The 26,694-nt window shown below is 68.0% G+C and carries 19 protein-coding genes, 3 rRNA genes and 1 pseudogene; 6 read left to right on the forward strand and 17 right to left on the reverse strand.

From position 1 onward, the window contains the following. Positions 1-7: 7 nt before the first annotated feature. The 3 genes from ACR68M_RS14160 to ACR68M_RS14170 all read right to left on the reverse strand — a co-directional run bounded on the left by ACR68M_RS14160 (position 8) and on the right by ACR68M_RS14170 (position 2,553). Positions 8-1,288, reverse strand: coding sequence for a hypothetical protein (locus ACR68M_RS14160; RefSeq protein ID WP_441250837.1), 1,281 nt, complete (start codon positions 1,286-1,288; stop codon positions 8-10). Beyond that, positions 1,278-2,081 (reverse strand): hypothetical protein, encoded by an 804-nt coding sequence (locus ACR68M_RS14165; protein ID WP_441250838.1) that lies wholly within the window; start codon positions 2,079-2,081, stop codon positions 1,278-1,280. Before ACR68M_RS14165 ends, ACR68M_RS14160 begins: the two co-directional genes overlap by 11 nt. A gap of 121 nt (positions 2,082-2,202) precedes the next feature. Then, on the reverse strand, positions 2,203-2,553 hold the full coding sequence (locus ACR68M_RS14170; RefSeq protein ID WP_441250839.1) for a hypothetical protein: 351 nt from the start codon (positions 2,551-2,553) through the stop codon (positions 2,203-2,205). Positions 2,554-2,802: 249 nt separating this feature from the next. On the opposite strand from ACR68M_RS14170, the gene ACR68M_RS14175 reads away from it, so the two are divergent. Both ACR68M_RS14175 and ACR68M_RS14180 read left to right on the forward strand, forming a co-directional pair. Continuing rightward, positions 2,803-3,849: a C40 family peptidase gene (locus ACR68M_RS14175; RefSeq protein ID WP_441251615.1), complete on the forward strand. Its 1,047-nt coding sequence runs from the start codon at positions 2,803-2,805 to the stop codon at positions 3,847-3,849. A gap of 164 nt (positions 3,850-4,013) precedes the next feature. After that, entirely contained in the window at positions 4,014-4,685 is a 672-nt protein-coding gene (locus ACR68M_RS14180; protein ID WP_441250840.1) for a phosphatase PAP2 family protein, read from the forward strand. Between the two features lie 37 nt (positions 4,686-4,722). On the opposite strand, the gene ACR68M_RS14185 is transcribed toward ACR68M_RS14180, so the two are convergent. Next, a complete protein-coding gene (locus ACR68M_RS14185; protein ID WP_441250841.1) occupies positions 4,723-4,911 on the reverse strand; it encodes a hypothetical protein in 189 nt (62 codons plus the stop codon). A 157-nt stretch (positions 4,912-5,068) separates the two neighbouring features. Here ACR68M_RS14185 and ACR68M_RS14190 point away from each other — a divergent pair, with 157 nt between their 5' ends. The 4 genes from ACR68M_RS14190 (at position 5,069) to ACR68M_RS14205 (ending at position 8,145) form a co-directional block, all read left to right on the forward strand. Then, entirely contained in the window at positions 5,069-5,965 is an 897-nt protein-coding gene (locus ACR68M_RS14190) for a hypothetical protein (RefSeq protein WP_441250842.1), read from the forward strand. A 118-nt stretch (positions 5,966-6,083) separates the two neighbouring features. After that, a complete protein-coding gene (locus ACR68M_RS14195; protein WP_441250843.1) occupies positions 6,084-6,239 on the forward strand; it encodes a hypothetical protein in 156 nt (51 codons plus the stop codon). 284 nt (positions 6,240-6,523) lie between these two features. After that, the gene (locus tag ACR68M_RS14200) at positions 6,524-7,144 is read left to right on the forward strand and encodes a DUF47 domain-containing protein (protein ID WP_441250844.1); all 621 of its coding nucleotides are present in this window, start codon (positions 6,524-6,526) and stop codon (positions 7,142-7,144) included. A 5-nt stretch (positions 7,145-7,149) separates the two neighbouring features. Then, the gene (locus tag ACR68M_RS14205) at positions 7,150-8,145 is read left to right on the forward strand and encodes an anion permease (RefSeq protein WP_441250845.1); all 996 of its coding nucleotides are present in this window, start codon (positions 7,150-7,152) and stop codon (positions 8,143-8,145) included. Between the two features lie 145 nt (positions 8,146-8,290). Here the strand turns inward: ACR68M_RS14205 and pstB are convergent, their stop codons facing one another. The 13 genes and pseudogenes from pstB to ACR68M_RS14270 form a co-directional block, all read right to left on the reverse strand. Next, a complete protein-coding gene (gene pstB / locus ACR68M_RS14210; RefSeq protein WP_441250846.1) occupies positions 8,291-9,067 on the reverse strand; it encodes a phosphate ABC transporter ATP-binding protein PstB in 777 nt (258 codons plus the stop codon). Between the two features lie 44 nt (positions 9,068-9,111). Then, complete coding sequence (pstA, locus tag ACR68M_RS14215) at positions 9,112-10,191, reverse strand: phosphate ABC transporter permease PstA (RefSeq protein ID WP_441250847.1); 1,080 nt, start codon at positions 10,189-10,191, stop codon at positions 9,112-9,114. Then, complete coding sequence (pstC, locus tag ACR68M_RS14220; protein ID WP_441250848.1) at positions 10,188-11,168, reverse strand: phosphate ABC transporter permease subunit PstC; 981 nt, start codon at positions 11,166-11,168, stop codon at positions 10,188-10,190. The genes pstA and pstC overlap by 4 nt, the downstream gene beginning before the upstream one ends. A 141-nt stretch (positions 11,169-11,309) precedes the next feature. Then, positions 11,310-12,437 (reverse strand): phosphate ABC transporter substrate-binding protein PstS, encoded by a 1,128-nt coding sequence (pstS, locus tag ACR68M_RS14225; protein ID WP_441250849.1) that lies wholly within the window; start codon positions 12,435-12,437, stop codon positions 11,310-11,312. A 255-nt stretch (positions 12,438-12,692) separates the two neighbouring features. Further along, positions 12,693-13,232, reverse strand: a complete 540-nt coding sequence (locus ACR68M_RS14230; RefSeq protein WP_441250850.1) for an NUDIX hydrolase — start codon at positions 13,230-13,232, stop codon at positions 12,693-12,695. After that, on the reverse strand, positions 13,217-14,311 hold the full coding sequence (locus ACR68M_RS14235; protein ID WP_441250851.1) for a CHAD domain-containing protein: 1,095 nt from the start codon (positions 14,309-14,311) through the stop codon (positions 13,217-13,219). Before ACR68M_RS14235 ends, ACR68M_RS14230 begins: the two co-directional genes overlap by 16 nt. 126 nt (positions 14,312-14,437) lie before the next feature. Then, a complete protein-coding gene (locus ACR68M_RS14240) occupies positions 14,438-16,681 on the reverse strand; it encodes an RNA degradosome polyphosphate kinase (RefSeq protein ID WP_441250852.1) in 2,244 nt (747 codons plus the stop codon). Between the two features lie 292 nt (positions 16,682-16,973). Beyond that, positions 16,974-17,996, reverse strand: coding sequence for a mycothiol synthase (gene mshD, locus ACR68M_RS14245; protein ID WP_441250853.1), 1,023 nt, complete (start codon positions 17,994-17,996; stop codon positions 16,974-16,976). A gap of 169 nt (positions 17,997-18,165) precedes the next feature. Then, a 5S ribosomal RNA gene (gene rrf, locus ACR68M_RS14250) occupies positions 18,166-18,282 on the reverse strand. 83 nt (positions 18,283-18,365) lie between these two features. Continuing rightward, a 23S ribosomal RNA gene (locus ACR68M_RS14255) occupies positions 18,366-21,489 on the reverse strand. Positions 21,490-21,776: 287 nt separating this feature from the next. Then, a 16S ribosomal RNA gene (locus tag ACR68M_RS14260) occupies positions 21,777-23,296 on the reverse strand. The 16S, 23S and 5S rRNA genes sit together here, the layout of an rRNA operon. Positions 23,297-23,975: 679 nt before the next feature. Continuing rightward, positions 23,976-25,211: pseudogene (locus ACR68M_RS14265) on the reverse strand (PP2C family protein-serine/threonine phosphatase); the annotation flags it as partial. Positions 25,212-25,388: 177 nt separating this feature from the next. After that, positions 25,389-26,693, reverse strand: a complete 1,305-nt coding sequence (locus tag ACR68M_RS14270; RefSeq protein ID WP_441250854.1) for an NAD(P)/FAD-dependent oxidoreductase — start codon at positions 26,691-26,693, stop codon at positions 25,389-25,391. Position 26,694: the final 1 nt, after the last annotated feature.

The following is a 26,694-nucleotide window of genomic DNA, read 5'->3' on the forward strand; positions in this document are numbered from 1 at the left end:
CTACCCGTCACCCTCCCTTCGCTGGGTTGCTGTGTTGGGCGGCGGCAGGCGGGGCCTGGGGCGGCGGGGCCGGGGTGCGGCCGGCGTGGGCGGCGATGCCGGGGGCGACGGAGCCGCCGCCCGCGCCGGAGCCGGAGGCGTTGGCCGTCTGCGGGCCGCCCCGGGAGCCGTGGGCGCTGATGCCCTGCTTCACCAGGTTGGCCGGGCCGTTGATCATCGCGGAGCCGGCCGAGACGGCGCTGGCACGGGCGTGCCGCATCTGGAGCATCTCGTCGCCGAAGCCGGGGATGAAGCGGTAGACCGAGGCGCTGGCGAAGATCGAGAGGAAGAGGATGGCGAGCCCGGAGAGCACGTGCGAGAAGTCGTCCCCGGCCCCGGCTGCGCCCGCGACCGCCCCGGCCAGGCCGAGGATGATCACGATGATCGGCTTGGCCAGGTCGACGGCGGCCATCACCCCGGCCCAGCGCCGGACGTGCTTCCACAGCTGCTTGTCGACCAGCCCCGCGTACACGGCGGTGCCGAGCAGCGCGCCGACGTAGAGCATCGCCGCCCGGATCAGCAGCTCGATCCAGAGCACGGCGGCGGCCAGCACCGCGACCAGCGAGACGATGATCAGGATCAGCGGGCCGCCGCCGAGGCTGCCCTTCTCCAGGGTGTCGGCGAAGCCCCCGAGGTAGGTGCCGGTGTCGGACTTGGTGCCCGCCGCGATGGCGCTGGTGAGCCCGTCGGTGGCGCTGACCACGGTGTAGAGGATCAGCGGGGTGAAGGCGGAGGCGATCACCGTCAGCCAGAGGAAGCCGATCGCCTCGGAGATCGCGGTGGTCAGCGGCGCGCCCCGGACGGCGCGCTTGGTGACGGCCAGCAGCCAGAGCACCAGCGTGATCACGGTGGAGCCGGCGAAGACCACGGCGTACTGCTGGAGGAAGGCGGCGTTGGTGAAGTCGACCTGGGTGGTGCCGTCGATCGCGCCGGAGAGCTTGCGGACTACCCAGGCGGCGGCCTGGGCGCAGCCCTTGGCGAGCGAGCCGAGCGGGTCGGTGACATCGGCGACGGCACCGGTGCCGCCGGGGACGACGACGGCGCCGGGCGGCGCGCAGGCCTGCCCGGCGGACGGGATCGGCAGGTCGATCTTGCAGCTCGCGCTGGGGCTGGGCGTGGGCGTCGGGTCGGCGAAGACCGCACGGGCCGTCAGCAGCAGCGTGATCTGGAGGGCCGTCAGCGCGGTGCCGAGCCCGGCGGCCCGGCGCAGCAGGGAGGCGGGCGGGGTGGGCGGGCCGTCAGCGGGCATAGCGGAAGCCTCCGAAGTCCTGGACGGCGCGGGTGATCTCGTCTGCGGTGGCGGCCTGCTGGTCGCCGGGGACGGGGGCCGGGCCGGACTGCCGGCTGAAGTCGGTGAGCTTCCAGTCGCTGCCCGTCCAGCGCATCGTGACGCTGAGGGTGTACCAGCTCTCGGCGACAGGCTGGGTGGAGTGCTCGCCCGCCAGCCCGACCAGGCCGGTGCACCAGACGTCGACCTTCGTCGCGGTGTCGGCGCTGTTGGTGGTCTTCGTGCCGACGGGCACGGTGCGGCTGACGAAGATCAGGCCCTTGGCTGCCCTGCCCTGGCCGTCCAGGCCGAAGTGGGCGGCGGTGTCGGCGCTGAATGCCGCGTCGAGGCGGGTCTGCAGGGCGGTGACGACGCTCTGGTCGGCGACGGTGGCGACGATGGTGTGCCGGGCGTCGGCATTGAACATGTCGGCCGAGCCCAGCGCGGTGGCGTAGTTGGCGGCGGCCGACTGGGCGCCCTGGTCGGTGTGCGGGTAGCCGTTGGCGATGCCGTGGCTGGTGGTGGCGACGGGCTCCTGGCCGCTGGCGGCGGTGGGCGCAGCGGACGGCGCGGCCTGGTCCCCGGAGGGCCGGGCGGGCGGGGTCGACTTGTCCCGGTTGGCGATCGAGATCGCCAGCACCAGCAGGGTGACCACCACCAGGACCGCCAGCAGCGTCCGCAGCGGCCGGCCCTGACGGCTGCTCGGCTGGTAGACGGACTGCTCGGCGACCGGTAGCCGCGTACGGGTGTGCGGCTGGTCGTCGGACACCGGCACGGCGGCCCCTCCTGGTGCGGGGAGCCCAGGCGGGCCCCGAGGTCGACAGCGCACCCGCCCCGGGAGCGCGACAGCCCCAGTGGGACGGCTCGGCCGTGCCACCGGGACGACTATCTGATCGTCAGATGGCCATGCCGTAGACAATGGTGAACAGGGTGCCCAGCGATCCGATGATGAACACGCCGGTCAGCCCGGCGACGATCAGCCCCTTGCCCTGTTCGGCGCTGAAGGTGTCCCTCATCGCGGTGGCACCGATCCGCTGCTTGGCCGCACCCCAGACGGCGATGGCGAGGCAGCCCAGGATGGCGACGGCCATCACCACCTCGACCATCACCCGGGCCTCCGAACCCAGGGTCGCGAACGGCCCCCAGTCCGGGGCGATCCCGCCGATGATGGTGTCGATATTGGCCTTTTTGGGTGGGTCCGCGGCCAAGTGGCCGACGAGCCTGCTGTCCACGCTGCTCAGCTTCATTTCCATCTCACCGCCCGATCAGGCAAATTCAAGGCCCAGCAACACGGTTTCGCGAAGGGCCGGGACCTATTCTTGGCCAAATCTGATGTCGACTTGGCTACTTCTCGCGGATTGGCCGTGCGGCGTGGGACACGTACGACAGGATGTCCACCGTACGAAGGATACCGCTCACTCTTTGTATCGGCGATGATTGCGCTGAGCAACGCCTTCCAGAACACGGACAACTGACGCTACGTCGGGATGGTGCTGATGGTACTCCGGAAGGCAGGCGCTGCCGCCGTCGCTGCGGGGGTTGTGGCCGTCGGCTTCGTCGGCGTGGTCACGCTCGGCACCTTCGCCGCCAGCGGCGCCTCCCGCACCACCAGCAACAACCTCGCGCTCTCCAGCGGCACGGTGCCGGCCGTCTACCAGCCGACGATCCAGAAGTGGGGCGCCCTCTGCCCCGAGATCTCCCCCCCGATGCTCGCCGCCCAGCTCTACCAGGAGAGCGGCTTCGACCCGGCCGCCCGCAGCCCCGCCAAGGCCTACGGCATGGCGCAGTTCCTGGAGCCGACCTGGGCGACGTACGGCACCGACGGCAACGCCGACGGAAAGCGCGACATCTGGGACGCGTCCGACGCCATCGCCTCCGCCGCCACCTACGACTGCGCCCTCGCCAAGGACGTCTCAGCCGTCCCCGGCGACCGGCAGGCCAATCTGCTCGCCGCCTACAACGCCGGGCCGTACGCCGTCATCAAGGCCGGCGGGATCCCCGCGTACAAGGAGACCCAGGGGTACGTCCGCAACATCCAGGCGCTGGCCCGCAGCTTCACCGCCCCCACCGCGAGCGTCGCACTCTCCCAGCAGTCCGCCGGGGCCATCTACTTCGCCCAGAAGGTGCTCGGCACCCCCTACCTCTGGGGCGGCGAGGGCCTGCCCTCGCAGGAGGGCCGCTTCGACTGCTCCGGGCTCACCGAGCAGGCGTACGCCAGCGTCGGCATCACGCTGCCCCGGGTCGCCAACGACCAGTGGTACGCCGGGCAGCACCCCGCCCGCAGCGAGCTGCGCCCGGGGGACCTGGTCTTCTTCGCCACCGACCTGAACGACCCGCGCTCCATCCACCACGTCGGCATCTACGTCGGCGGCGGGTACATGATCGACGCCCCACACACCGGCGCCGTGATCCGCTACGACTCCATCGACCAGAAGGACTACATCGGCGCCACCCGCGTCACCTCCGACGGCGCCGAGGCCCTGCCCGTCCGTGGCAAGGACGGCTCGATCACCACCTCCGGGCAGGCCGTACCCAAAACCTGACGTTCCATGGCCTTTGATGGCGGTCCATGGCGGCTTGTGGCAGCAGAGTGGACAGTCAGTCAAGTTTCCATAACAGCGCGTTTCCGGGGAAACCTGGGCGGCGCTGTTGGCGTTGTGACCGGTGGTGCGACGGTCCGCACCGGTGACCGAAAGGGAGGTGCGGCGTGTCGACGCTGCTCGCCGACACGTCCGGCCCCGATCTGGACGTACTGAAGGCAGTCAACGGCCTCGCCAAGGCCTCCCCGGCCTGGCTGGACAGCTCGGTCTCGTGGATCGGCGAGTACGGCATCCTGCTCGGCCTCGCCGCCCTCTGCGCCGTCGGCTGGCTCCAGGCCCGCAAGCGCCCCGACGCCCCCGTGGCGATCGCCGGGCTGCTCTGGGCACCGCTCGCCGTCGCGCTCTGCGAGCTGGCCAACATCCCGGTCTCCTCGATCGTGGACCGCCCCAGACCCTTCGTCGACCACCCCGAGCTCGACGTCCTGGTGAGCGGCAAGGCCGGCACCCTCTCGTTCGTCAGCGACCACTCCGCGATGTCCATGGGCATCGCCGTCGCGCTCTACCTCGTCAACAAGCGGCTCGGCCTGATCGCCGGGGGGCTCGCACTGCTCCAGGGCTTCTGCCGGATGTTCATGGGCGTCCACTACCCCACCGACGTGATCGGCGGCTACGCCCTCGCGACGGCCATCGTGCTGCTGCTCGCCCCGCTGGCGATGGCCGTCCTCGTCCCGTTCTGCCACGCCCTGACCCGGACGGCCGTCGCGCCGCTGCTGGTCTCCACCGCGAGGCAGCCGCGCCGCCGCCGGGCCGCGCCTCGGGACTCCGACCTCGCCGCCTGAGGCTCTCCGGAAGGCGTACTCCGAGGGGCGCGGGCGATCAGTCCCGGTGTTCCTGCGCGGCCAGGTGCTCCTCGGCGTCGCGGCGGGCGCGCTCGCGGGAGCGCCGCCCCGGGGCGGCCCAGCCGCAGCTGCAGCTGGCGAAGCAGAACGACCCCCGCTCGGCGGTGGCCACCTGGTGGACGGACGTCGGGCCTGCGCCGGGCCGGGCCGGCAGCTCGCTGTGCACGTGTTTCACGGTAACCCGCCCGCCCCCCGGCGCGAAACGAAGTCCGCGCGCCGGTCGAGTCGTAACCCTCACAGCGTCAACTCGTTTGGGAGGCAGGAGCTCTGCCCATCCGGGGTGGCAGCTTGCCGGGCAGCTGGCCCGAGGGGGTTTGTCGATCGTGAAGACCGTGCAGAGCGTGCAGAGCGTGCAGAGCGTGCCGACGCGGACCGTACGGGCCGCCGCCCTGGCCGCGCTGCTGGCCGCAGCCCTCACCGCCTGCGGCGGCGCCACCGGCGCCGGGCACTCGCAGGACGCGGCGGCCGACCAGCTCGCCGCCGACCCGCTGACGGCCGTGCGCAGTGCCGCCGACATCACCGGGCGCACCGGCTCCGTCCACACCAGCACCGAGCTGACCACCGAGTCGGGCACCAAGAAGGCCTCCTTCACCGGCACCGGCGGGTACGACTACGTGCGCCGGATCGGCCGCCTGGAGGTCAACGTGCCGCCCGGCGCCGCGACCTCCGGCAAGCTCGCCGAGGTCGTCCTGCCGGGCACCGTCTACCTCCAGAACAGCGGCGCCCAGAACAGCGGCACCAAGATCCCCGAGGGCAAGTGGGTCCGGCTGGACGTCCGCCAGCTGCCCGACGGCAATCTGGTGAGCAGCGGCACCACCGACCCGGCCAGCGCCACCGGGGCGCTGCGCGGCGCCCAGAAGGCCGAGCTGGTCGGCCCGGAGACGCTCGACGGCACGGCGCTGAAGCACTACCGGGGCACCCTCGACCTGGCCAAGGCCGCCGAGGCGACCGGCGGCCGGGGCGCGGACAGCCTGCGGATGGGGGCGCAGACCTTCGTGGTGAAGGAGGTGCCGTACGAGGTGTGGCTGGATGCCCAGGGGCGGGTCCACAAGCTGGTGGAGAACTTCGCCTTCGCCGGCGTGGCCGGCTCCAAGGACCCGAAGGACCAGGTCAAGGTGGTGTCGACGCTCACCCTGACCGACTTCGGCAAGCCCGTCGACGCGGTCGAGCCGACGGCCGACGAGGTGTACTCGGCACCGCCGTCCGCCCCCGCGAAGTAGCCCGGGGACGGGCGCAGAGATGACCCGTCCGTGCCATGGGGCCCGGCCCGCCCGCTGCCTACGCTGGACCTGGGGGCGACTGCCCCCTGCCGGTGCGGTCGGAGGGGGTGGATGGCAGATGGTCGCGTCCTCGGAAGCCCGCCAGGGCGGCCACGACCAGACGGCACTCGACGAGATCGAGCTGGCGGGCGAGCTGATCATCGCCGCCACCGCCAGCCCGGAGGAGCGGCTCGCCCCGGAGCGGATCGACGAGGTCCTGCTCGACCGGGACTGACGCGGCCTGGGCTGACGAGGCCTGGACTGACGCCGCGTCGGCGGGGGGCGCATTCCGCCGTACGGGCGGCTGCCCCGCTTGCGGGCCGCAGGCGGGACGCAAACCGGGCGAGGTTCCGTCAGACTGAGGGCTCACGCCTGCACACGGCTGTGCGGGCCCCGAGTCTGCCGCCGTCCACCGTCCGGAAGGGGATCGTCCGGTTCCGAGGCGTCACCCGGTTTGCACAGTTGGGTCGGAGTGCGCCTAGCATCGTTCAGTCCCTACCCCGCACATCGGAGATTTCCGTGCGTTTTAGCCTGACCCCGAAGGAGACGAGCTTCTACGACATGTTCGCCGCCGCCGCGGAGAACCTTGTCGTCGGATCGAAGCTCCTGCTGGAACTGCTGGGTTCAGACGTTGCCGGCCGCGCGGAGATCGTCGAGCGCATGCGCGCCGCCGAACACGCAGGCGACGACACCACCCATGCGGTGTTCCACCAGCTCAACTCGTCCTTCATCACGCCCTTCGACCGCGAGGACATCTACAACCTCGCCTCGTCGCTGGACGACATCATGGACTTCATGGAGGAGGCGGTCGACCTCGTCGTGCTCTACGACATCCAGACCCTCCCCAAGGGTGTCGAGCAGCAGATCGAGGTACTGGCCCGCGCCGCCGAGCTGACCGCCGAGGCGATGCCGAACCTGCGCAGCATGTCGAACCTCACCGAGTACTGGATCGAGATCAACCGGCTGGAGAACCAGGCGGACCAGATCCACCGCAAGCTGCTCGCCCACCTCTTCAGCGGCCAGTACGAGGCCATCGAGGTGCTGAAGCTCAAGCAGGTCGTGGACGTCCTCGAAGAGGCGGCCGACGCGTTCGAGCACGTGGCCAACACGGTGGAGACCATCGCCGTCAAGGAGTCCTGACCAGCGTGGACATGGCAGCACTCATCGCCGTCGTCGGCGTGGCGTTCTTCTTCACGTACACCAACGGCTTCCACGACTCCGCCAACGCCATCGCGACCTCCGTCTCCACCCGGGCGCTGACGCCCAGGGCGGCGCTCGCGATGGCCGCCGTGATGAACCTGGCCGGGGCCTTCCTCGGCACCGGCGTCGCGAAGACCGTCTCCGAGGGGCTGATCGAGACCCCGGCCGGCTCGCAGGGGATGACCATCCTCTTCTCGGCGCTGGTCGGTGCGATCGCCTGGAACCTGATCACCTGGTACTACGGCCTGCCGTCCTCCTCCTCGCACGCGCTCTTCGGCGGCCTGGTGGGTGCGGCGCTGGCCGGGGGCACCGAGGTGATCTGGAGCGGCGTCGTCGACAAGATCGTCATCCCGATGTTCCTGTCTCCGGTGGTCGGCCTGGTGGCCGGCTTCGCGGTGATGCTGGCGATCCTGTGGATCTTCCGGCACGCCAACCCGCACAAGGCGAAGCGCAACTTCCGGGTCGCCCAGACCGCGTCGGCCGCCGCCATGGCCCTCGCCCACGGTCTTCAGGACGCCCAGAAGACGATGGGCATCGTGGTGATGGCGCTCACCATCTCGGGGCACCAGCACGGCAGCGACATCCCGATCTGGGTCAAGATCTCCTGCGCGACGATGCTCTCGCTCGGCACCTACGCCGGTGGCTGGCGGATCATGCGGACGCTCGGCCGCAAGATCATCGAGCTGGACCCGCCGCAGGGCTTCGCCGCCGAGGCCACCGCCGCGACGATCATGTACATCTCGTCGTTCGTCTTCAAGGCGCCGATCTCCACCACCCACGTGATCACCTCGGCGATCATGGGTGCCGGAGCCACCAAGCGGGTCCGCGCCGTCCGCTGGGGCGTCGCGAAGAACATCGTCCTCGGCTGGTTCATCACCATGCCGGCGGCCGCGCTGGTCGCCGCGGCGATGTACGGCATCACCCACCTGATCTTCGGCTGACGCAGGCACGCGGAGAACACGGCCCGGCAGCAGGCAGACGGCAGAGAACAGCAGAGCCCGCCCCCACATCACGGGGGCGGGCTCTGCGTTTACTCCGCGGCGGCACCGCCATGCAGCGCCGCGGAGTAGTCACGGGGGGTGGGGCTCAGCCGAAACGGCCCGAGATGTAGTCCTCGGTGGCCTGCACGGACGGGTTGGAGAAGATCCGCTGGGTGTCGTCCAGCTCGACCAGCTTGCCCGGCTGGCCGACACCGGCCAGGTTGAAGAAGGCGGTGCGGTCGGAGACGCGGGCCGCCTGCTGCATGTTGTGGGTCACGATGACGATCGTGTACAGCGACTTCAGCTCGCTGATCAGATCCTCCACCGCGAGGGTGGAGATCGGGTCGAGCGCCGAGCAGGGCTCGTCCATCAGCAGGACCTGCGGCTCGACCGCGATGGCGCGGGCGATGCAGAGGCGCTGCTGCTGGCCGCCGGAGAGGCCGGCGCCGGGCTTGTTCAGCCGGTCCTTGACCTCGTTCCAGAGGTTGGCGCCCTGGAGGGACTTCTCCACCACGCCGTCCAGGACGGACTTCTTCTTCACGCCCGCGAGCCGCAGACCGGCCGCGACGTTGTCGTAGATCGACATGGTCGGGAAGGGGTTCGGGCGCTGGAAGACCATCCCGACCGTGCGGCGGACGGCGACCGGGTCGATCGCCGAGCCGTACAGGTTCTCGTCGTCCAGGAGGACCTTGCCCTCGACGCGGGCGCCGGGGATGACCTCGTGCATGCGGTTGAGGGTGCGGAGGAAGGTCGACTTGCCGCAGCCGGAGGGGCCGATGAAGGCCGTCACGGAGCGGGGCTCGATGGTCATCGAGATGTCCTCGATGGCCTTGGTGCCGCCGTAGTAGGCCGACAGTCCGCTGACGTCGATGCGCTTCGCCATGATCTTTCGTCTTCTCTCGTCTGTGTCGTTCGTCAGTCGGGTCGTCAGTGTCCGGCCTTGGGCGAGCGCCAGCGTGCGATGCCCCGTGCGATGAGGTTGAGCCCCATCACGAAGGCGATCAGCACCAGCGCGGCACCCCAGGCACGGGCGTAGCCGAAGTCGTTGTTGACCGAGGCGTACTGCTGCCAGATGAAGAGCGGCAGGGACTGCTGCGGACCGTTGAACGGGTCACCGTTGATCGCGTCGGCACCGAACACCAGCATCATGACCGGTGCCGTCTCACCCGCGATGCGGGCGACGGCGAGCATGACGCCGGTGGTGATGCCACCGATGGCCGTCGGCAGGACGATCCGCAGGATGGTCTTCCACTTGGGCACGCCGAGGGCGTACGAGGCTTCGCGCAGCTCGTTGGGTACGAGCTTGAGCATCTCCTCGGTGGAGCGGACGACCACCGGCATCATCAGGATGGCGAGCGCGAGGCTGCCGGAGAAGCCGGAGTACTGGAAACCGAGTGCGAGGTTCCAGACCGAGAGGACGAACAGACCGGCGACGATCGACGGGACACCCGTCATGACGTCGACGAAGAAGGTGACCGCCTTGGCGAGCCGGCCACGGCCGTACTCGACCAGGTAGACGGCGGTCAGCAGACCGACCGGCGCGGCCAGTGCAGTGGCCAGGCCGACCTGCTCCAGCGTGCCGATCAGGGCGTGGTAGATGCCGCCGCCGGGGCCGGAGGCGACGATGTTCTTCATGGAGTGGCTCAGGAAGTCGCCGTTCACCACGGCGGCGCCCTGCTGGATCGTGTAGATCGTCAGGGAGGCGAGCGGCGCCAGCGCGAGGATGAAGGCGACCCAGACCACCGAGGTGGCGAGGCGGTCCTTGGCCTGGCGGCGGCCCTCGACCTTGGCCGACAGGCCGTAGCTGATGCCGAGGAAGAGGATGGCGGCGATCAGGCCCCACTGGATGTGGCTGGCCAGCCCGGCGCCCGCGCCGATCGCGCAGCCGAGGGCGACCGAGAGCACCGCGATGCCGGCCGGGGCCCACTTCGGGAGCCGGGCGGTGGTCAGGCCGCGGCGCAGCTGCGGGGCAGCGGGCGCGGTGTCGGCGATGGTCACGGCGCTCATGCGTTGGCCCCCGAGTACTCCTTGCGGCGCGCGATGATCAGACGGGCGGCGCCGTTCACCAACAGGGTGATGACGAACAGGACGAGGCCGGAGGCCATCAGGGCGTCCCGGCCGAAGGACGACGCCTCACCGAACTTCAGCGCGATGTTCTGGGCGAAGGTACCGCCGCCCAGGTCGAGCACGTGCAGCGAGAGCTTGCTGTTGGTGGAGAGCACCGTGGCGACGGCGATCGTCTCGCCGAGCGCGCGGCCGAGACCGAGCATCGAGGCCGAGATGATGCCGGGGCGTCCGAACGGCAGGACGGCGGTGCGGATCATCTCCCAGCGGGTGGCACCGAGGGCGAGAGCCGCCTCCTCGTGCGTCCGGGGGACCTGCCGGAAGACCTCGCGGGTGACCGCGGTGATGATCGGCAGGATCATGATCGCCAGCAGCACGCCGACGGTGAAGAGGCTGCGCGGGGTGACACCGCTCTGGGTCTGGTCGAAGACGTACGTCCAGCCGAGGTACTGGTCCATCCACGCGGTCAGGCCGCTCATGTGCGGGACGAGGAAGAGCGCCCCCCACAGGCCGTACACGATGCTGGGGACTGCTGCCAGCAGGTCCACCAGGTAGGCGAACGTCTGGGCGATCCGACGCGGCGCGTAGTGCGAGATGAAGAGCGCGATGCCGATGGCCACCGGCACGGCGATCGCCATCGCGATCACCGCGCTGACGATCGTCCCGAAGGCCAGGACGGCGACTCCGAAGACGGGCTCGACCGCGTCCGGCGTCCACTCGAAGGTGGTGAGGAAGTTGCCCTGGTTCTTACCGAGGGCCAACCCCGAACGCCAGGCGAGGAACCCGGCGATGGCGGCCATGACCGCCAGCAGCAGGATGCCCGCGCCGCGGGAGAAGTTGAAGAAGATGGCGTCGCCGCGCCTGCTGTCGGAGCGGCGGCGGCCCCCACCTCGCGGTGAGGGAGGGAGGGATGAAGTCATGATGGTCTACTCCGGTCTGGCGGCGCTGCCCCGCAGGAGGGCGGCACCATGGCGGCGGTGCCCCGGACTTGTGGTGTGGGTCTGAGCCGGTGGAGCGGCCCCGCCCCCCTACGAGGGCCGCTCCACCAGGTATTCAGGGGGTCAGGCGAGGCTGGCGACAGCGGCCTTGACCTTGGTGACCAGCTCCTGCGGCAGCGGGACGTAGCCCTTGTCGCCAATGGCCTGCTGGCCGGCGTCGCTGATCGTGTAGTTCAGGAAGGACTTCAGGGTGTCGAGGCTCTCGGCCTTGTTGCCCTTGTCGCAGACGATCTCGTAGGTGACCAGGACGATCGGGTACGAGCCCTCGTCCTTGGTCGCGTAGTCGAGGGTCAGCGACAGGTCGGCGCCGGTGCCCGAGATCTTCGCCTTGGCGAAGGTGGTGGCGGCGTTGGGGGCGGTGGCCTCGACCGGCTTGGAGGCGCCCGTCGCGATGGCGGCGCTCTTCAGGCTGTTGGTCTGGGCGTAGGAGAGCTCGACGTAGCTGATCGAGTTCTTGACGGCCTTGACCTGGGCCGAGACACCGGCGCTCTGCGCGGCGGACTGGCCGCCCTGGCCCTTCCAGGTCTTCGCCGGGTCGTACTTCCAGGCGCCGGCACCGGCCTTGGAGAGGTAGGTGGTGAAGTTCTGCGTGGTGCCCGAGTCGTCCGAGCGGTGGATCGCCTGGATCGCGGCGTCCGGGAGGGTGACACCCGGGTTCAGCTTGGCGATCGCCGGGTCGTTCCACTTGGTGATCTGCGAGTCGAAGATCTTGGCGGTGGTCGGGCCGTCGAGGATCAGCTTGTCGACGCCGTCCACGTTGAAGACGACCGAGACGAGGCCGCCGACCATCGGGAGGTCGATCGCCTGGCCGGTCTTGCAGACCGCCTTCGAGGCCTCGACCTCGGCCGGCTTCAGGGCGGCGTCGGTGCCGGCGAAGGCGACCTTGCCCTGGTTGAACTGCTGGACACCGGCACCCGAGCCGCCGCCACCGTAGGTGATGGTGGTGCTGGAGCAGGCGCTGCCGAACGCGGCCTTCCAGACGTCGATGGCGTTGCCCTGGGCCGTCGAGCCCGAGGCGAGCAGGTTGCCGCCCTTGCCACAGTCGATCGCGGCCTTCGAGGCGCTGCCCGAGCTCGTGGAGGTCGTGGTGGTGTTGTTGTCGGAGCCGCACGCAGCGAGCGACAGCGAGCTGACGAGCGCCACGGCACCGATTGCGAGGGCCTTGGTGCGGCCGTTCCGCTGGAGCTTCACAGGGTGTCCCTTTCTGTGGCTCAACCTGCGCTTCGCCGGGCCCGGAGGCTCTCGGTGGCGCGGGTCTTGCTGTGGTCCGGGGCCCGTGCGGCCCTCCGGTTAACCCCGAAGTTAAGCCGGGCAGGTGACGCATCAGCCGGTCGCAAGTGAACGGAGGGTGAACCTCGAACGGATGACAGGAAACACCGTCCGGTAGTAACGGTTGCGTCACAGCCAAGACTCGGCAAGGTCTCCCAGTGCTGACCGGGGGCCCGCTCAGCCGAGCGCCTCCAGCAGGGCGTCGACGAGCGCCCGGTCCCTCGGGTGGGTCAGCCGGGCCCGCGCCTTCCGCGGCGGCAGCCACTCCAGCCGGTCCACCTCACGGTTCGGGGTGAAGCTGCCACCCGTGGGCACCGCAGCCCAGTACCGGACCTCCTTCGGACGGCCCTGGGCGAGGTAGTGCTGCGTCGGGAGCTCCACCCCCAGCACACAGCTCAGCCCGGTCTCCTCCCGGACCTCCCGCAGCGCGGCCTCCTGCCAGCCCTCGCCCTGGTCGAGCTTGCCCTTCGGCAGGCTCCAGTCGTCGTACTTCGGCCGGTGGATGAGCGCGATCCGGGGCTTCTTCCGCCCCGGACCGTTCTTCTTCGGCGGCCCCGGCACCCACAGCACCGCGCCCGCCGCCAGGATCGTCTGCCTGCGCAGGTACACCTTCGGCCCCTTCGAGCCCTTGACCGGGGCCGACGGCCGGACGGCACGCGGGCCCTTGGAGCGGTCGGTACGGTTCGAGCGCTGCGGTGCGCTCAGACGGTCGCCCATTCATGCCATCCGTGATGCGGGAGCTTCGGCCACTGGTGGCCGAAGGCATAACGGGCCGCCTCCACCTCCAGTCGCTGATCAGCATGCACCACACCGAGCACATAAGCCGTCGCCGGGGTGATCCGAGGCGTCCGCGCCGCCGTCGCGACCGTCACCGCCGCGTCCGCCGCCTCCTGATGACGGCCCAGCGTCTCGTCCACCGCGTCCAGCTCCGCCGACGGCGCCCCGCACACGTCCAGCGCGTACCGGGCCCGCTTCACCAGGATCCGGACCCGGTGCCACGGCGCGTCGTCCGCCGCCACCACCGTGTCCGTCTCCGCCTCCGAACGGGCCGCCGGCACCGTCCGCTGCTCCTGCTGTTGCTGCTGTTGTTGTTGCTGTTGCTGTTGCTGCTGCTGGGCACCGAGCCGGTGCAGCCCCTCCCCGCCGTACGGCGTCGCGGCCCGCCGCAACGGCAGCCGCTCGACCCCCGCCCCCAACTCGATCAGCGCCGCCGCCGCCATCGGCAGCAACGCACCGGCGTGCCGGCCCCGGCCCGGCTCCACCAACGGCACCTCGCCCGCCAGCAGCGTCATCCGGTCCGCCACCGCATGCAGCCGGGAGGACCGCAGCTCCTGCAGCAGCGTGCTGTGCGCCCTCGTCCGGGCCAGCGTCAGCTGCCGCTCCAGCAGCGCACGGGCCTTCGGCGCCCCCGCGTGCCCGGCGAGCATCCCCGGCCCCGCCGGATCGGTCTCGCTCAACGAGTCCACCGCCGCCAGCAGCCGGGCCGTCCGCCGCACGTACGCCGGTTCCTGGGCGAGCAGGCCCAGCAGCCAGCGCAGCTCCGTCCGGGTCTCCGCCGCCCACATCGGCTCGAAGGCCGACCCGAAGGTGTGCAGCGCGCCACCGATCCGCCGGACGCACCGCAGCAGGTCGTCCGTGCCCGCAGCCCCGGCCGCCACCCGCTCCCCCGGTCTCGAACCGGCCTCCCCCACCGCCTGCGGCAGGGCGCGCAGGAACGCACCCGCCTGGGCGGTGAGCCGACCGGAGAGAATCTCCCCGACGGTGGCGGTGGTGTCGGCCGTGGTCCGAGCTGTCATCGGCGCATCGGTCATGGCTGGAAAAACCTCGTCCCCCGAGGGCCTCACCCCGGGAGGGGTTCCCGGGGGCTGGGTGTGAAGTGCTACCGAGCGCTCACTGTCTGCGGGCTCTCGGCGGATCGGGCTTCAGCGCGTCACGGCAGAGCTGCGACGCCGCAGCCGGGAGTCGATGAGCATCTCCTGCACATCGCGCAGACGTCTGCCCTCGGCGTCCTGCCAGTGCCTCGTCCACGACCCGTCCGCACCCAGGTGCCAGGACTCGGTCTCGTCCGACATGCCCAGGTCGATCAGTCCGGACAGCTCCGCCCGGTGCGCCGGGTCACTGACCTTCACCAGCGCCTCGATCCGGCGGTCCAGATTGCGGTGCATCATGTCGGCGCTGCCGAACCACACCTCCGGCTCGCCGCCGTTGCCGAAGACGAAGATCCGCGAGTGCTCCAGGAACCGCCCGAGCACACTGCGCACCCGGATGTTCTCGCTCAGCCCCTGCACCCCCGGGCGGACGGCACAGATGCCACGCACCCACACGTCCACCGGCACACCCGCCTGGGAGGCCCGGTAGAGCGCGTCGATCAGCTCCTCGTCCACGATCGAGTTGAGCTTCAGCTTCACCCCGGCCGGCTGCCCGGCCCGGTGGTGCGCGATCTCCTTGTGGACGCGCGCGACCAGCCCGTCCCGCAGCCCGCGCGGCGCCGTCAGCAACCGCCGGTACGACTCCCGGCGCGAGTAGCCCGACAGCCGGTTGAAGAGGTCCGACAGGTCCGCACCAACCTCCGGGTCCGCCGTCAGCAGCCCGATGTCCTCGTAGAGCCTGGCCGTCTTCGGGTGGTAGTTGCCCGTCCCCACGTGCGCGTAACGCCGCAGGGTGTCACCCTCCTGGCGCACCACCAGCGAGAGCTTGGAGTGCGTCTTCAGCCCGACCAGTCCGTAGACGACGTGGCAGCCCGCCTCCTCCAGCTTGCGGGCCCACTTGATGTTCGCCTGCTCGTCGAACCGCGCCTTGATCTCGACCAGCACCAGCACCTGCTTGCCGGACTCCGCCGCGTCGATCAACGCGTCCACGATCGGCGAGTCACCCGAGGTCCGGTAGAGCGTCTGCTTGATCGCCAGCACGTCCGGGTCGGCAGCCGCCTGCTCCAGGAAGGCCTGCACCGAGGTCGAGAAGCTGTCGTACGGGTGGTGCAGCAGCACGTCCCGCTCCCGCATCGCCGCCAGGATGTCCGGCTGCGAGGCCGACTCCACGTCGGTCAGGCCGCGCGCCGTGCCCGCGATGAACTTGGCGTACGTGAGCTCCGGCCGGTCCAGCCCCGCGATGCCGAACAGCCCCGTCAGATCCAGCGGCCCCGGCAGCGGGAAGACCTCCGCCTCGGTGATGTTCAGCTCCCGCACCAGCAGGTCGAGGATGTAGGGGTCGATCGACTCCTCCACCTCCAGCCGGACGGGCGGGCCGAACCGGCGGCGCATCAGCTCCTTCTCCAGCGCCTTCAGGATGTTCTCGGTGTCGTCCTCCTCCACCTCCAGATCCTCGTTACGAGTGACCCGGAAGGCGTGGTGGGCGAGCACCTCCATCCCCGGGAAGAGCTCCTCCAGGTGCGCCCCCATCACGTCCTCCAGCGGTACGTACCGCTGCGGGGACGCCTCCAGGAAACGCGCCAGGGACTGCGGGACCTTCACCCGGGCGAAGTGCTTGTGACCCGAGACAGGGTTGCGCACCACGACGGCCAGATTGAGGCTCAGCCCCGATATGTAGGGGAAGGGGTGCGCCGGGTCGACCGCCAGCGGCGTCAGGACGGGGAAGATCTTCTGCCGGAAGAGCGTGTGCAGGCGGGCCTGCTCCTTGTCCGCCAACTCCGACCAGCGGACCAGCTCGATGCCCTCCGCCGCCAGATCGGCCAGCACCTCGTGCTGGAAGGTCGCGGCGTGCCGGGCCATCAACTCCCGCGAGCGCGTCCAGATCTGGTCCAGCACCTCACGCGGCTGGAGACCGGAGGCCGAACGCTGCGCCACCCCCGTGGCGATCCGGCGCTTGAGCCCGGCGACCCGGACCATGAAGAACTCGTCCAGATTGCTGGCGAAGATCGCCAGGAACTTCGTCCGCTCCAGCAGCGGGATCTGCGGGTCCTCCGCGAGTTCGAGCACCCGCTCGTTGAAGGCCAGCCAGCTGCGCTCCCGGTCGAGGAAGCGGCCCTCGGGCAGCTCGCCCAGGTCGTGGTCGGCGCCCAGCGGCTGGTCGTGCGCCTCCAGCGGGATCACGGCTGTGACCGCACCGGGGTTCGACGTGGGGCTCGGCGTGGGGTTCCCCGTGGGCTTCGGCGTGCGGGTCGTGCTCGTGGTGTCTCGGGGTAGTGAGGCAGGGCGGGGGACGCTCATGGGATTCAGCTCCTCCAGCAGGACGAAGTCCGGGCGGTGCTCACCGCTCGTTCGGCGCGCACCGCTCGTGGCCGGCGCGCCGTCCTCCGCGACGTGACCGTCGTCCTGCGGAGCCAGCTCCCAGCCACCAGGTGCGGCCGGAAGCCGGCCGGCCCTCGGGAGCTGGCCGGCCGCGCGAGGGCGAGGCACTACAGACGTCATCCTGTGATCTTCGCGGCGGCAATTTAATCCACGGTAAACACCGCATGGCCAGGAGGAAAGCTGAGTCGGTCACCCCTGTGGCTCAGGAGCGTCAGGTGCGCCGACCTCGACCTTCCACCCGGTACATCAGATCCACCTCGTGAATGGTGAACCCCAACCTCTCGTATACCCGCACAGCAGCCGAATTGTCCGCGTCCACATAGAGCAGTACGGTCTCCTGCTTGCGCTCCCGCGCCAGGTACCGCAGCCCGATCGCCGTCAGCGCCCGGCCGAGCCCGTTGCCCTGCTCCGCCGGATCCACCCCGACGACGTACACCTCGCCCAGGCCCTCCGGGTGCACCTTCGTCCAGTGGAAGCCGACCACCCGACCGTCCCGGACGGCCAGGAAGAACCCGTCCGGGTCGAACCACGGCTCGGCCACCCGGTCCGCCAGGTCCTGCTCCGTCCAGGCGCCCTGCTCAGGGTGGTGCGCGAAGGCCAGCGCGTTCAGCCGCAGCCACTCGGCGCCGTCCCGGCCCGGCCGGAAGGTCCGGACGGTGACGCCCTCGGGCAGCGGCGGCAGCTCCGTGTCGTCGACCGGCGAGGGGCGCCGCATCTGCCGCAACTCCCTTACCAGTTCAGCACCGTAGACCTCGGCGAGATGCCGGGCCGCCGGGTGACCGCCGTGCGCCCAGAACTCCACCGCGCTGCCGGGCGTCGCCTGCTCGGCCTCCGCGAGTACCGCCTCCAGCAGCTCGCGCCCGAAGCCGGACCTCCGGTGCCCCGGCGCGACCGCCAGCTCGGCCGTCCCCGGCCGAGCAGAACCGTCGCCGGCCGGAAACTCCAGCTGGGCGTACCCCACGTCCTGGCTGGCCTGGCCTTCGGAGCTCACGGCCGACTGGAGGAAGTGGACGATCCCCTGCCTCGGCTCCGACGCCTTCAACCGCAGCCGGCCCTGCTCGGACACCGCCTGCCGCCCGTCCGTCAGCGCCGCCAGCCCGAGGATCTCGGCAGCCGCGAGCGACTCCCCCTCCGACAGAACGGGCGACGTGACGACCAGACTCTCGACCTGGCCGAGGTTCACCGAACGAGAGCGACGAGGCTGCGGCTGCTGGCCGACGTTGGAGGCAGTCATGGTCCGACCTTACGTCGTATCAGGTCCGGGCGACGGGGTGTCGGGGGAAGGTCCGTCACCTAGTGCCTCAATGGTCCTGGCACCTCAATGGCCCTGGAATGGCCCTGGATTGACCCTGGAAATGCGAAAGGCCCCCATCCGTTCCCGGATGGGGGCCTTCCTAAAGATTGTTCGGCGGCGTCCTACTCTCCCACAGGGTCCCCCCTGCAGTACCATCGGCGCTTTGAGGCTTAGCTTCCGGGTTCGGAATGTAACCGGGCGTTTCCCTCACGCTATGACCACCGAAACACTATGAAACCAGATGACCGCACCACCCCTGGCCAGGGATGGGGTCGTTGTTTCAGAACAACACAGTGGACGCGAGCAACTGAGGACAAGCCCTCGGCCTATTAGTACCGGTCAGCTCCACCCCTTACAGGGCTTCCACATCCGGCCTATCAACCCAGTCGTCTACTGGGAGCCTTACCCTCTCAAGGAGGTGGGAACATTCATCTCGAAGCAGGCTTCCCGCTTAGATGCTTTCAGCGGTTATCCCTCCCGAACGTAGCCAACCAGCCATGCCCTTGGCAGGACAACTGGCACACCAGAGGTTCGTCCGTCCCGGTCCTCTCGTACTAGGGACAGCCCTTCTCAATATTCCTACGCGCACAGCGGATAGGGACCGAACTGTCTCACGACGTTCTAAACCCAGCTCGCGTACCGCTTTAATGGGCGAACAGCCCAACCCTTGGGACCTACTCCAGCCCCAGGATGCGACGAGCCGACATCGAGGTGCCAAACCATCCCGTCGATATGGACTCTTGGGGAAGATCAGCCTGTTATCCCCGGGGTACCTTTTATCCGTTGAGCGACGGCGCTTCCACAAGCCACCGCCGGATCACTAGTCCCTGCTTTCGCACCTGCTCGACCCGTCGGTCTCACAGTCAAGCTCCCTTGTGCACTTACACTCAACACCTGATTGCCAACCAGGCTGAGGGAACCTTTGGGCGCCTCCGTTACTCTTTAGGAGGCAACCGCCCCAGTTAAACTACCCACCAGACACTGTCCCTGATCCGGATCACGGACCCAGGTTAGACATCCAGCACGACCAGAGTGGTATTTCAACGACGACTCCACAACAACTGGCGTTGCTGCTTCAAAGTCTCCCACCTATCCTACACAAGCCGAACCGAACACCAATATCAAGCTATAGTAAAGGTCCCGGGGTCTTTCCGTCCTGCTGCGCGAAACGAGCATCTTTACTCGTAATGCAATTTCACCGGGCCTATGGTTGAGACAGTCGAGAAGTCGTTACGCCATTCGTGCAGGTCGGAACTTACCCGACAAGGAATTTCGCTACCTTAGGATGGTTATAGTTACCACCGCCGTTTACTGGCGCTTAAGTTCTCAGCTTCGCCACACCGAAATGTGACTAACCGGTCCCCTTAACGTTCCAGCACCGGGCAGGCGTCAGTCCGTATACATCGCCTTACGGCTTCGCACGGACCTGTGTTTTTAGTAAACAGTCGCTTCTCGCTGGTCTCTGCGGCCGGCCCCAGCTCACCGAGTAAATCGGATCACCAGTTCCGGCCCCCCTTCTCCCGAAGTTACGGGGGCATTTTGCCGAGTTCCTTAACCATAGTTCACCCGAACGCCTCGGTATTCTCTACCTGACCACCTGAGTCGGTTTGGGGTACGGGCCGCCATGAAACTCGCTAGAGGCTTTTCTCGACAGCATAGGATCATCCACTTCACCACAATCGGCTCGGCATCAGGTCTCAGCCTTAATGAGTGACGGATTTGCCTATCACTCAGCCTACACCCTTACCCCGGGACAACCACCGCCCGGGTTGGACTACCTTCCTGCGTCACCCCATCGCTCACCTACTACCCTGTTGGGTCAGCGGCTCCACCACGTCCCATTGTCCGAAGACTCCGGGCCGGCTTCACGGCTTTAGCATTCAGAGGTTCGACGTTGGCGCTTCAAAGCGGGTACGGGAATATCAACCCGTTGTCCATCGACTACGCCTGTCGGCCTCGCCTTAGGTCCCGACTTACCCTGGGCAGATCAGCTTGACCCAGGAACCCTTGGTCAATCGGCGCAAGAGTTTCCCACTCTTGTATCGCTACTCATGCCTGCATTCTCACTCGTGAACCGTCCACAACTGGATTCCTCCGCTGCTTCACCCGGCACACGACGCTCCCCTACCCATCACAGCAGGCGTTGGCCCTTAATGCTGCAATGACACGACTTCGGTGGTGTGCTTGAGCCCCGCTACATTGTCGGCGCGGAATCACTTGACCAGTGAGCTATTACGCACTCTTTCAAGGATGGCTGCTTCTAAGCCAACCTCCTGGTTGTCTCTGCGACTCCACATCCTTTCCCACTTAGCACACGCTTAGGGACCTTAGTCGGTGTTCTGGGCTGTTTCCCTCTCGACCATGGAGCTTATCCCCCACAGTCTCACTGCCACGCTCTCACTTACCGGCATTCGGAGTTTGGCTAAGGTCAGTAACCCGTTGAGGCCCATCGCCTATCCAGTGCTCTACCTCCGGCAAGAAACACGTGACGCTGCACCTAAATGCATTTCGGGGAGAACCAGCTATCACGGAGTTTGATTGGCCTTTCACCCCTAACCACAGGTCATCCCCCAGGTTTTCAACCCTGGTGGGTTCGGTCCTCCACACGGTCTTACCCGCGCTTCAACCTGCCCATGGCTAGATCACTCCGCTTCGGGTCTTGGGCGTGCAACTCAATCGCCCTATTCGGACTCGCTTTCGCTACGGCTACCCCACACGGGTTAACCTCGCTACACACCGCAAACTCGCAGGCTCATTCTTCAAAAGGCACGCAGTCACGAGACAGATGGGCAAGCCCACTGTCCGACGCTCCCACGGCTTGTAGGCACACGGTTTCAGGTACTATTTCACTCCGCTCCCGCGGTACTTTTCACCATTCCCTCACGGTACTATCCGCTATCGGTCACTAGGGAATATTTAGGCTTAGCGGGTGGTCCCGCCAGATTCACACGGGATTTCTCGGGCCCCGTGCTACTTGGGAGAAGCTCAAGCAAGCCGTACAGATTTCGTCTACGGGGGTCTTACCCTCTACGCCGGACCTTTCGCATGTCCTTCGACTACCCATACGGTTTCTGACTCGCCGACCGGCCGGCAGACCGATCAAGAACTTTCCCACGACCCCGCACTGGCAACCCCTGCCGGGTATCACACCAGAACGGTTTAGCCTCATCCGGTTTCGCTCGCCACTACTCCCGGAATCACGGTTGTTTTCTCTTCCTGAGGGTACTGAGATGTTTCACTTCCCCTCGTTCCCTCCACACACCCTATGTGTTCAGGTGCGGGTGACAGCCCATGACGACTGCCGGGTTCCCCCATTCGGAAACCCCCGGATCAAAGCCTGGTTGACGGCTCCCCGGGGACTATCGCGGCCTCCCACGTCCTTCATCGGTTCCTAGTGCCAAGGCATCCACCGTGCGCCCTTAAAAACTTGGCCACAGATGCTCGCGTCCACTGTGCAGTTCTCAAACAACGACCAGTCACCCACCCTCAGACCCTCAACTGAGGACCCTCGAGTAGGACCGGCATCTCTGAAGCAACAACCACCGAAGTGGCCGTTCCCTCAGGACCCAACAACGTGCCCGACACACCCGACCGATAACCCGCCTTCCACGCCCCGAAGGACAGTACTAACGGAACCAACCGTGTGTGCCGAATAGTCAACGTTCCACCCATGAGCAACCGTGCGAGACATTCGCTCGCATCCGGCTATGTGCTCCTTAGAAAGGAGGTGATCCAGCCGCACCTTCCGGTACGGCTACCTTGTTACGACTTCGTCCCAATCGCTGGTCCCACCTTCGACGGCTCCCTCCCAAGGGTTAGGCCACCGGCTTCGGGTGTTACCGACTTTCGTGACGTGACGGGCGGTGTGTACAAGGCCCGGGAACGTATTCACCGCAGCATGCTGATCTGCGATTACTAGCAACTCCAACTTCATGGGGTCGAGTTGCAGACCCCAATCCGAACTGAGGCCGGCTTTTTGGGATTCGCTCCGCCTCGCGGCATCGCAGCCCTTTGTACCGACCATTGTAGCACGTGTGCAGCCCAAGACATAAGGGGCATGATGATTTGACGTCGTCCCCACCTTCCTCCGAGTTGACCCCGGCAGTCTCCTGTGAGTCCCCATCACCCCGAAAGGCATGCTGGCAACACAGAACAAGGGTTGCGCTCGTTGCGGGACTTAACCCAACATCTCACGACACGAGCTGACGACAACCATGCACCACCTGTATACCGACCACAAGGGGGCGACCATCTCTGGCCGTTTCCGGTATATGTCAAGCCTTGGTAAGGTTCTTCGCGTTGCGTCGAATTAAGCCACATGCTCCGCTGCTTGTGCGGGCCCCCGTCAATTCCTTTGAGTTTTAGCCTTGCGGCCGTACTCCCCAGGCGGGGAACTTAATGCGTTAGCTGCGGCACCGACGACGTGGAATGTCGCCAACACCTAGTTCCCACCGTTTACGGCGTGGACTACCAGGGTATCTAATCCTGTTCGCTCCCCACGCTTTCGCTCCTCAGCGTCAGTAATGGCCCAGAGATCCGCCTTCGCCACCGGTGTTCCTCCTGATATCTGCGCATTTCACCGCTACACCAGGAATTCCGATCTCCCCTACCACACTCTAGCCTGCCCGTATCGAATGCAGACCCGAGGTTAAGCCTCGGGCTTTCACATCCGACGTGACAAGCCGCCTACGAGCTCTTTACGCCCAATAATTCCGGACAACGCTCGCACCCTACGTATTACCGCGGCTGCTGGCACGTAGTTAGCCGGTGCTTCTTCTGCAGGTACCGTCACTTGCGCTTCTTCCCTGCTGAAAGAGGTTTACGACCCGAAGGCCTTCATCCCTCACGCGGCGTCGCTGCATCAGGCTTTCGCCCATTGTGCAATATTCCCCACTGCTGCCTCCCGTAGGAGTCTGGGCCGTGTCTCAGTCCCAGTGTGGCCGGTCGCCCTCTCAGGCCGGCTACCCGTCGTCGCCTTGGTAGGCCATTACCCCACCAACAAGCTGATAGGCCGCGGGATCATCCTGCACCGCCGGAGCTTTCCACCAACCCCCATGCGGAGGAAGGTCATATCCGGTATTAGACCTCGTTTCCAAGGCTTGTCCCAGAGTGCAGGGCAGATTTCCCACGTGTTACTCACCCGTTCGCCACTAATCCACCCGAAGGCTTCATCGTTCGACTTGCATGTGTTAAGCACGCCGCCAGCGTTCGTCCTGAGCCAGGATCAAACTCTCCGTGAATGTTTTCCGGATATCCGGTTCACACTCGCGTTGAGCGGCACGACAACCACCGGAATAGGTGGCCCCGTGCACTGCGTCCTCGCTGTGTTTTATTACTAAAGGAATCTCCAACCCGGAACGCCGAAACGATCCAGGCCGGGGATGTCAACATATCTGGCGTTGACTTTTGGCACGCTGTTGAGTTCTCAAGGAACGGACGCTTCCTTCAAGCCGCTCTCGCAAGCTCTCCGGGCGCTTCGTTCTTTCGTGTTTCCAGCTTAGCAGATGTTTTCCGCTCCGTTTTCCGGAGTTTCACTCACCCGATCCGCTTTCCTTCGGCCTTTCGGCGATTCAGACTCTACCAGGTTTTCCCCGGCGGTCCGGCCCGCTTCCCGGCTTTCAGGAGGCTTTCACCGTGCGGACCTGACGGCCCGTCCGATGGCTCAAACTCTAGCCGACGCACGCTCCGTAAAGCGAATCCGGCCGCAACCCAATTAAATGCGCACAGCAATTCGGGCCGAGACGTGACGGTGCACGACTCAGCCGAGAAGAGAAGTGGTGGTTCAAGAGGATTGGCTGTCTCGGGACCGTCCGTGCAGAGCGCGCGTCCGGTTCTCCCTGTCAGGCAGCTCGGAGAACACTAGACCTCGACCGCTCCGGAGTCAAGACACGGGCCGCCGGACGGGGGAACGACGGGGACGGCCGGGAGGTGGAAGGCCAGGACAGCGACGTCGTCGTCGTGTTCGGAGGTGACGCCCATGGCTCGGAGCAGCCGGGCGCAGACCACCTCGGGCTCGCCTGCGGCCCCGGCGAGGGTGTGGGCCAGTTGGTCGATGCCCTGGTCGATGTCCTCGTCACGGCGTTCGACGAGTCCGTCCGTATAGAGGACGCCGGTCGTGCCGGGGAGCAGGCGGAGGGTGTGCGAGAGGTGGCCGCCGCTGCCGGTGCCGAGGGGTGGGCCGTTCAGCTCCTCGCCGCGCAGGACGGTGCCGTCCGACGTGCGCAGGAGCAGGGGGAGGTGGCCGGCGGAGGCGTACAGGAGGGTGCCGGGGCCGGGGTCGAAGATGGCGTAGGTGCAGGTGGCGATCTGGTTGGCGTCGATCTCCATGGCGAGGCCGTCGAGCAGGCTCATCACCTCGTGGGGTGGGAGGTCGAGGCGGGCGTACGCGCGGACGGCGGTTCTCAGCTGGCCCATGACGGCGGCGGCGCGCAGGCCTCGGCCCATGACGTCGCCGATGACGAGTGCTGTCCGGCCGCCGCCGAGGCCGATGACGTCGTACCAGTCGCCGCCGACGGCGGCTTCGGCTCCGCCGGGTTGGTAGGTGGCGGCGACCCGGAGGTCGGCGGGCTGTTCGAGCTTCTGCGGGAGGAGGCTGCGTTGGAGGGTGACGGCGGCTTCGCGCTGTCGGCGTTCGGCCTCACGCAGCCGGGTGGCGGCCTGGACCTGGTCGGTGACCTCGGAGGCGTAGACCAGGATCCCGGGCGGGTCGGCGGCGGGCTCGGCGCGCAGCGGTACGCAGGCGACGTTGTAGTAGCGGCTGCCGCCGAGGCCGAGGATGCAGCGGGCCTTCACACTGCGGGGGCGGCCGCTGCGGATGACCTGGTCGAGCAGGGGCAGCACGCCGAGGGTGGCGAGCTCGGGCAGGGCCTCGGAGGCGGGGAGACCGGGGGTGCGCTCGCCGAAGAGCTCGCGGTAGGCGCGGTTGACGTACCCGAGCTGGTGCAGCGGGCCGTAGGTGACGGCGACGGGTGCGGGGAGGCGGCCGAGGACGTCCCGGAGGTCGTAGAGCTCGTGGATGTCGCGCGGGTCGAGCAGGGCAGGCCCGCTGATCGGGTCACGGGGCCCCGGGACGGTGACCGGCTCGCCGGAGGCGGCGGGGGGAGCGGCGCGCCATGCGGCTCCGGTGAGCCTGGCGCTCCAGCGCATGAGGTTCAAACGACGGCCGCTTCCTCGGTCGAATGGCAGGTAGTCAATCACACCTTGTGTGCATCTTGGCACGTGCAGTGATGAACGGGATGGGGTGATCCTGTCAGGCTCGGCGCCGTTCCGGAAGTCGTCGATCCGGTACGGCGCGGTCGGGAGGTGGTGTCGTCGGATGTGTCCTCGGGCGTGTCACTGGTGCGGGAAGCCTGCCTCGAACTCCGAGCGGGGGTGCTCGACGGTGCCGAGGGAGACCACCTCGCGGTTGAAGATGCCGGCCAGCAGCCAGTCGGTCAGGACGCGGACCCGGCGGTCGAGGCTGGGGAGTCGTCGCAGGTGGCGGGCCCGGTGAAGCCACCAGGCACGGCGGCCGGTGAGCTGTCCGCCGCGCCTGGTGTGGGCGACGCCCCGGCGCAGACCGAGGGAGGTGGAGCAGTCGAGCCGCTCCGGCAGGTAGGGGGTCGGGAGCCGGTCCTCGAAGGTGGCGGCGAGATTTTCGGCGAGCAGCCTGGCCTGGGCCAGGGCGTGCTGTGCGTTGGGGGCGCAGCGGGCGCCCGGGGTGCCGGCGCTCGGGTCGGGGACGGCGGCGCAGTCGCCTGCGGCCCAGACGCCGCGGAGGGGCTCGCCGTCCGGGCCGAGCACCTGGAGGGTGGGGAGGCAGCGGACCCGGCCGGTGACGTCGAGCGGGAGGTCGGTGTCGCGGAGCAGGGGGGCGGGCCGGACTCCGGCCGTCCAGACCAGGGTGCGGGCGGCGAAGCGGCTGCCGTCGGAGAGGACGGTCACCTGTTCCACGGCGGATTCCAGCCGGGTGGAGAGGCGGACGTCGACGCTGCGGTCGCGGAGTTCGGCGAGGGTGTGGGCGGCGAGTTCGGGGGACTCCTCGGGGAGGATGCGGTCGGTCGCCTCGACGAGCACCCAGCGCAGGTCGGCGGCGGTGAGGTTGTGGTAGCCCTTGGCGGCGTACCGGGCCATGTCCTCCAGCTCGGCGAGGGCTCCGACCCCCGCGTAGCCGGCTCCGACGAAGACGAAGGTGAGGGCGGCCTGGCGGAGTTCCGGGTCACGGGTGGAGGAGGCGAGGTCGAGCTGCTCCAGCACGTGGTTGCGCAGGCTGACGGCCTCGCCGACGGTGGCGAATCCGAGGCCGTGTTCGGCCAGGCCGGGTACGGGGTCGGTGCGGGAGACCGAGCCGGGGGCCATCACGAGGACGTCGTAGGCGAGTTCGGTCAGGACTCCGCGTTCACCGCGGGGGGCGGCGTCGACCCAGGCACGGCGGGTGGCGTGTTCGATCCGGGTGACGCGGGCGGTGAGCACCCGGCAGTCGGGGAGCACGCGGCGCAGCGGCACGACGACGTGCCGGGGGTCGATGGACCCGGCGGCGACTTCGGCGAGCAGCGGATGGTAGGTGAGGTAGGACTGGGGTTCGACCACGGTGATCTCGGCCCGGCCTTCGCGTAGGCGGGCACGCAGGGTCTGTTGAAGGCGCAGTGCGGCGGCCATT

Source organism: Kitasatospora sp. McL0602, assembly GCF_052076145.1.
GTDB lineage: Bacteria > Actinomycetota > Actinomycetes > Streptomycetales > Streptomycetaceae > Kitasatospora.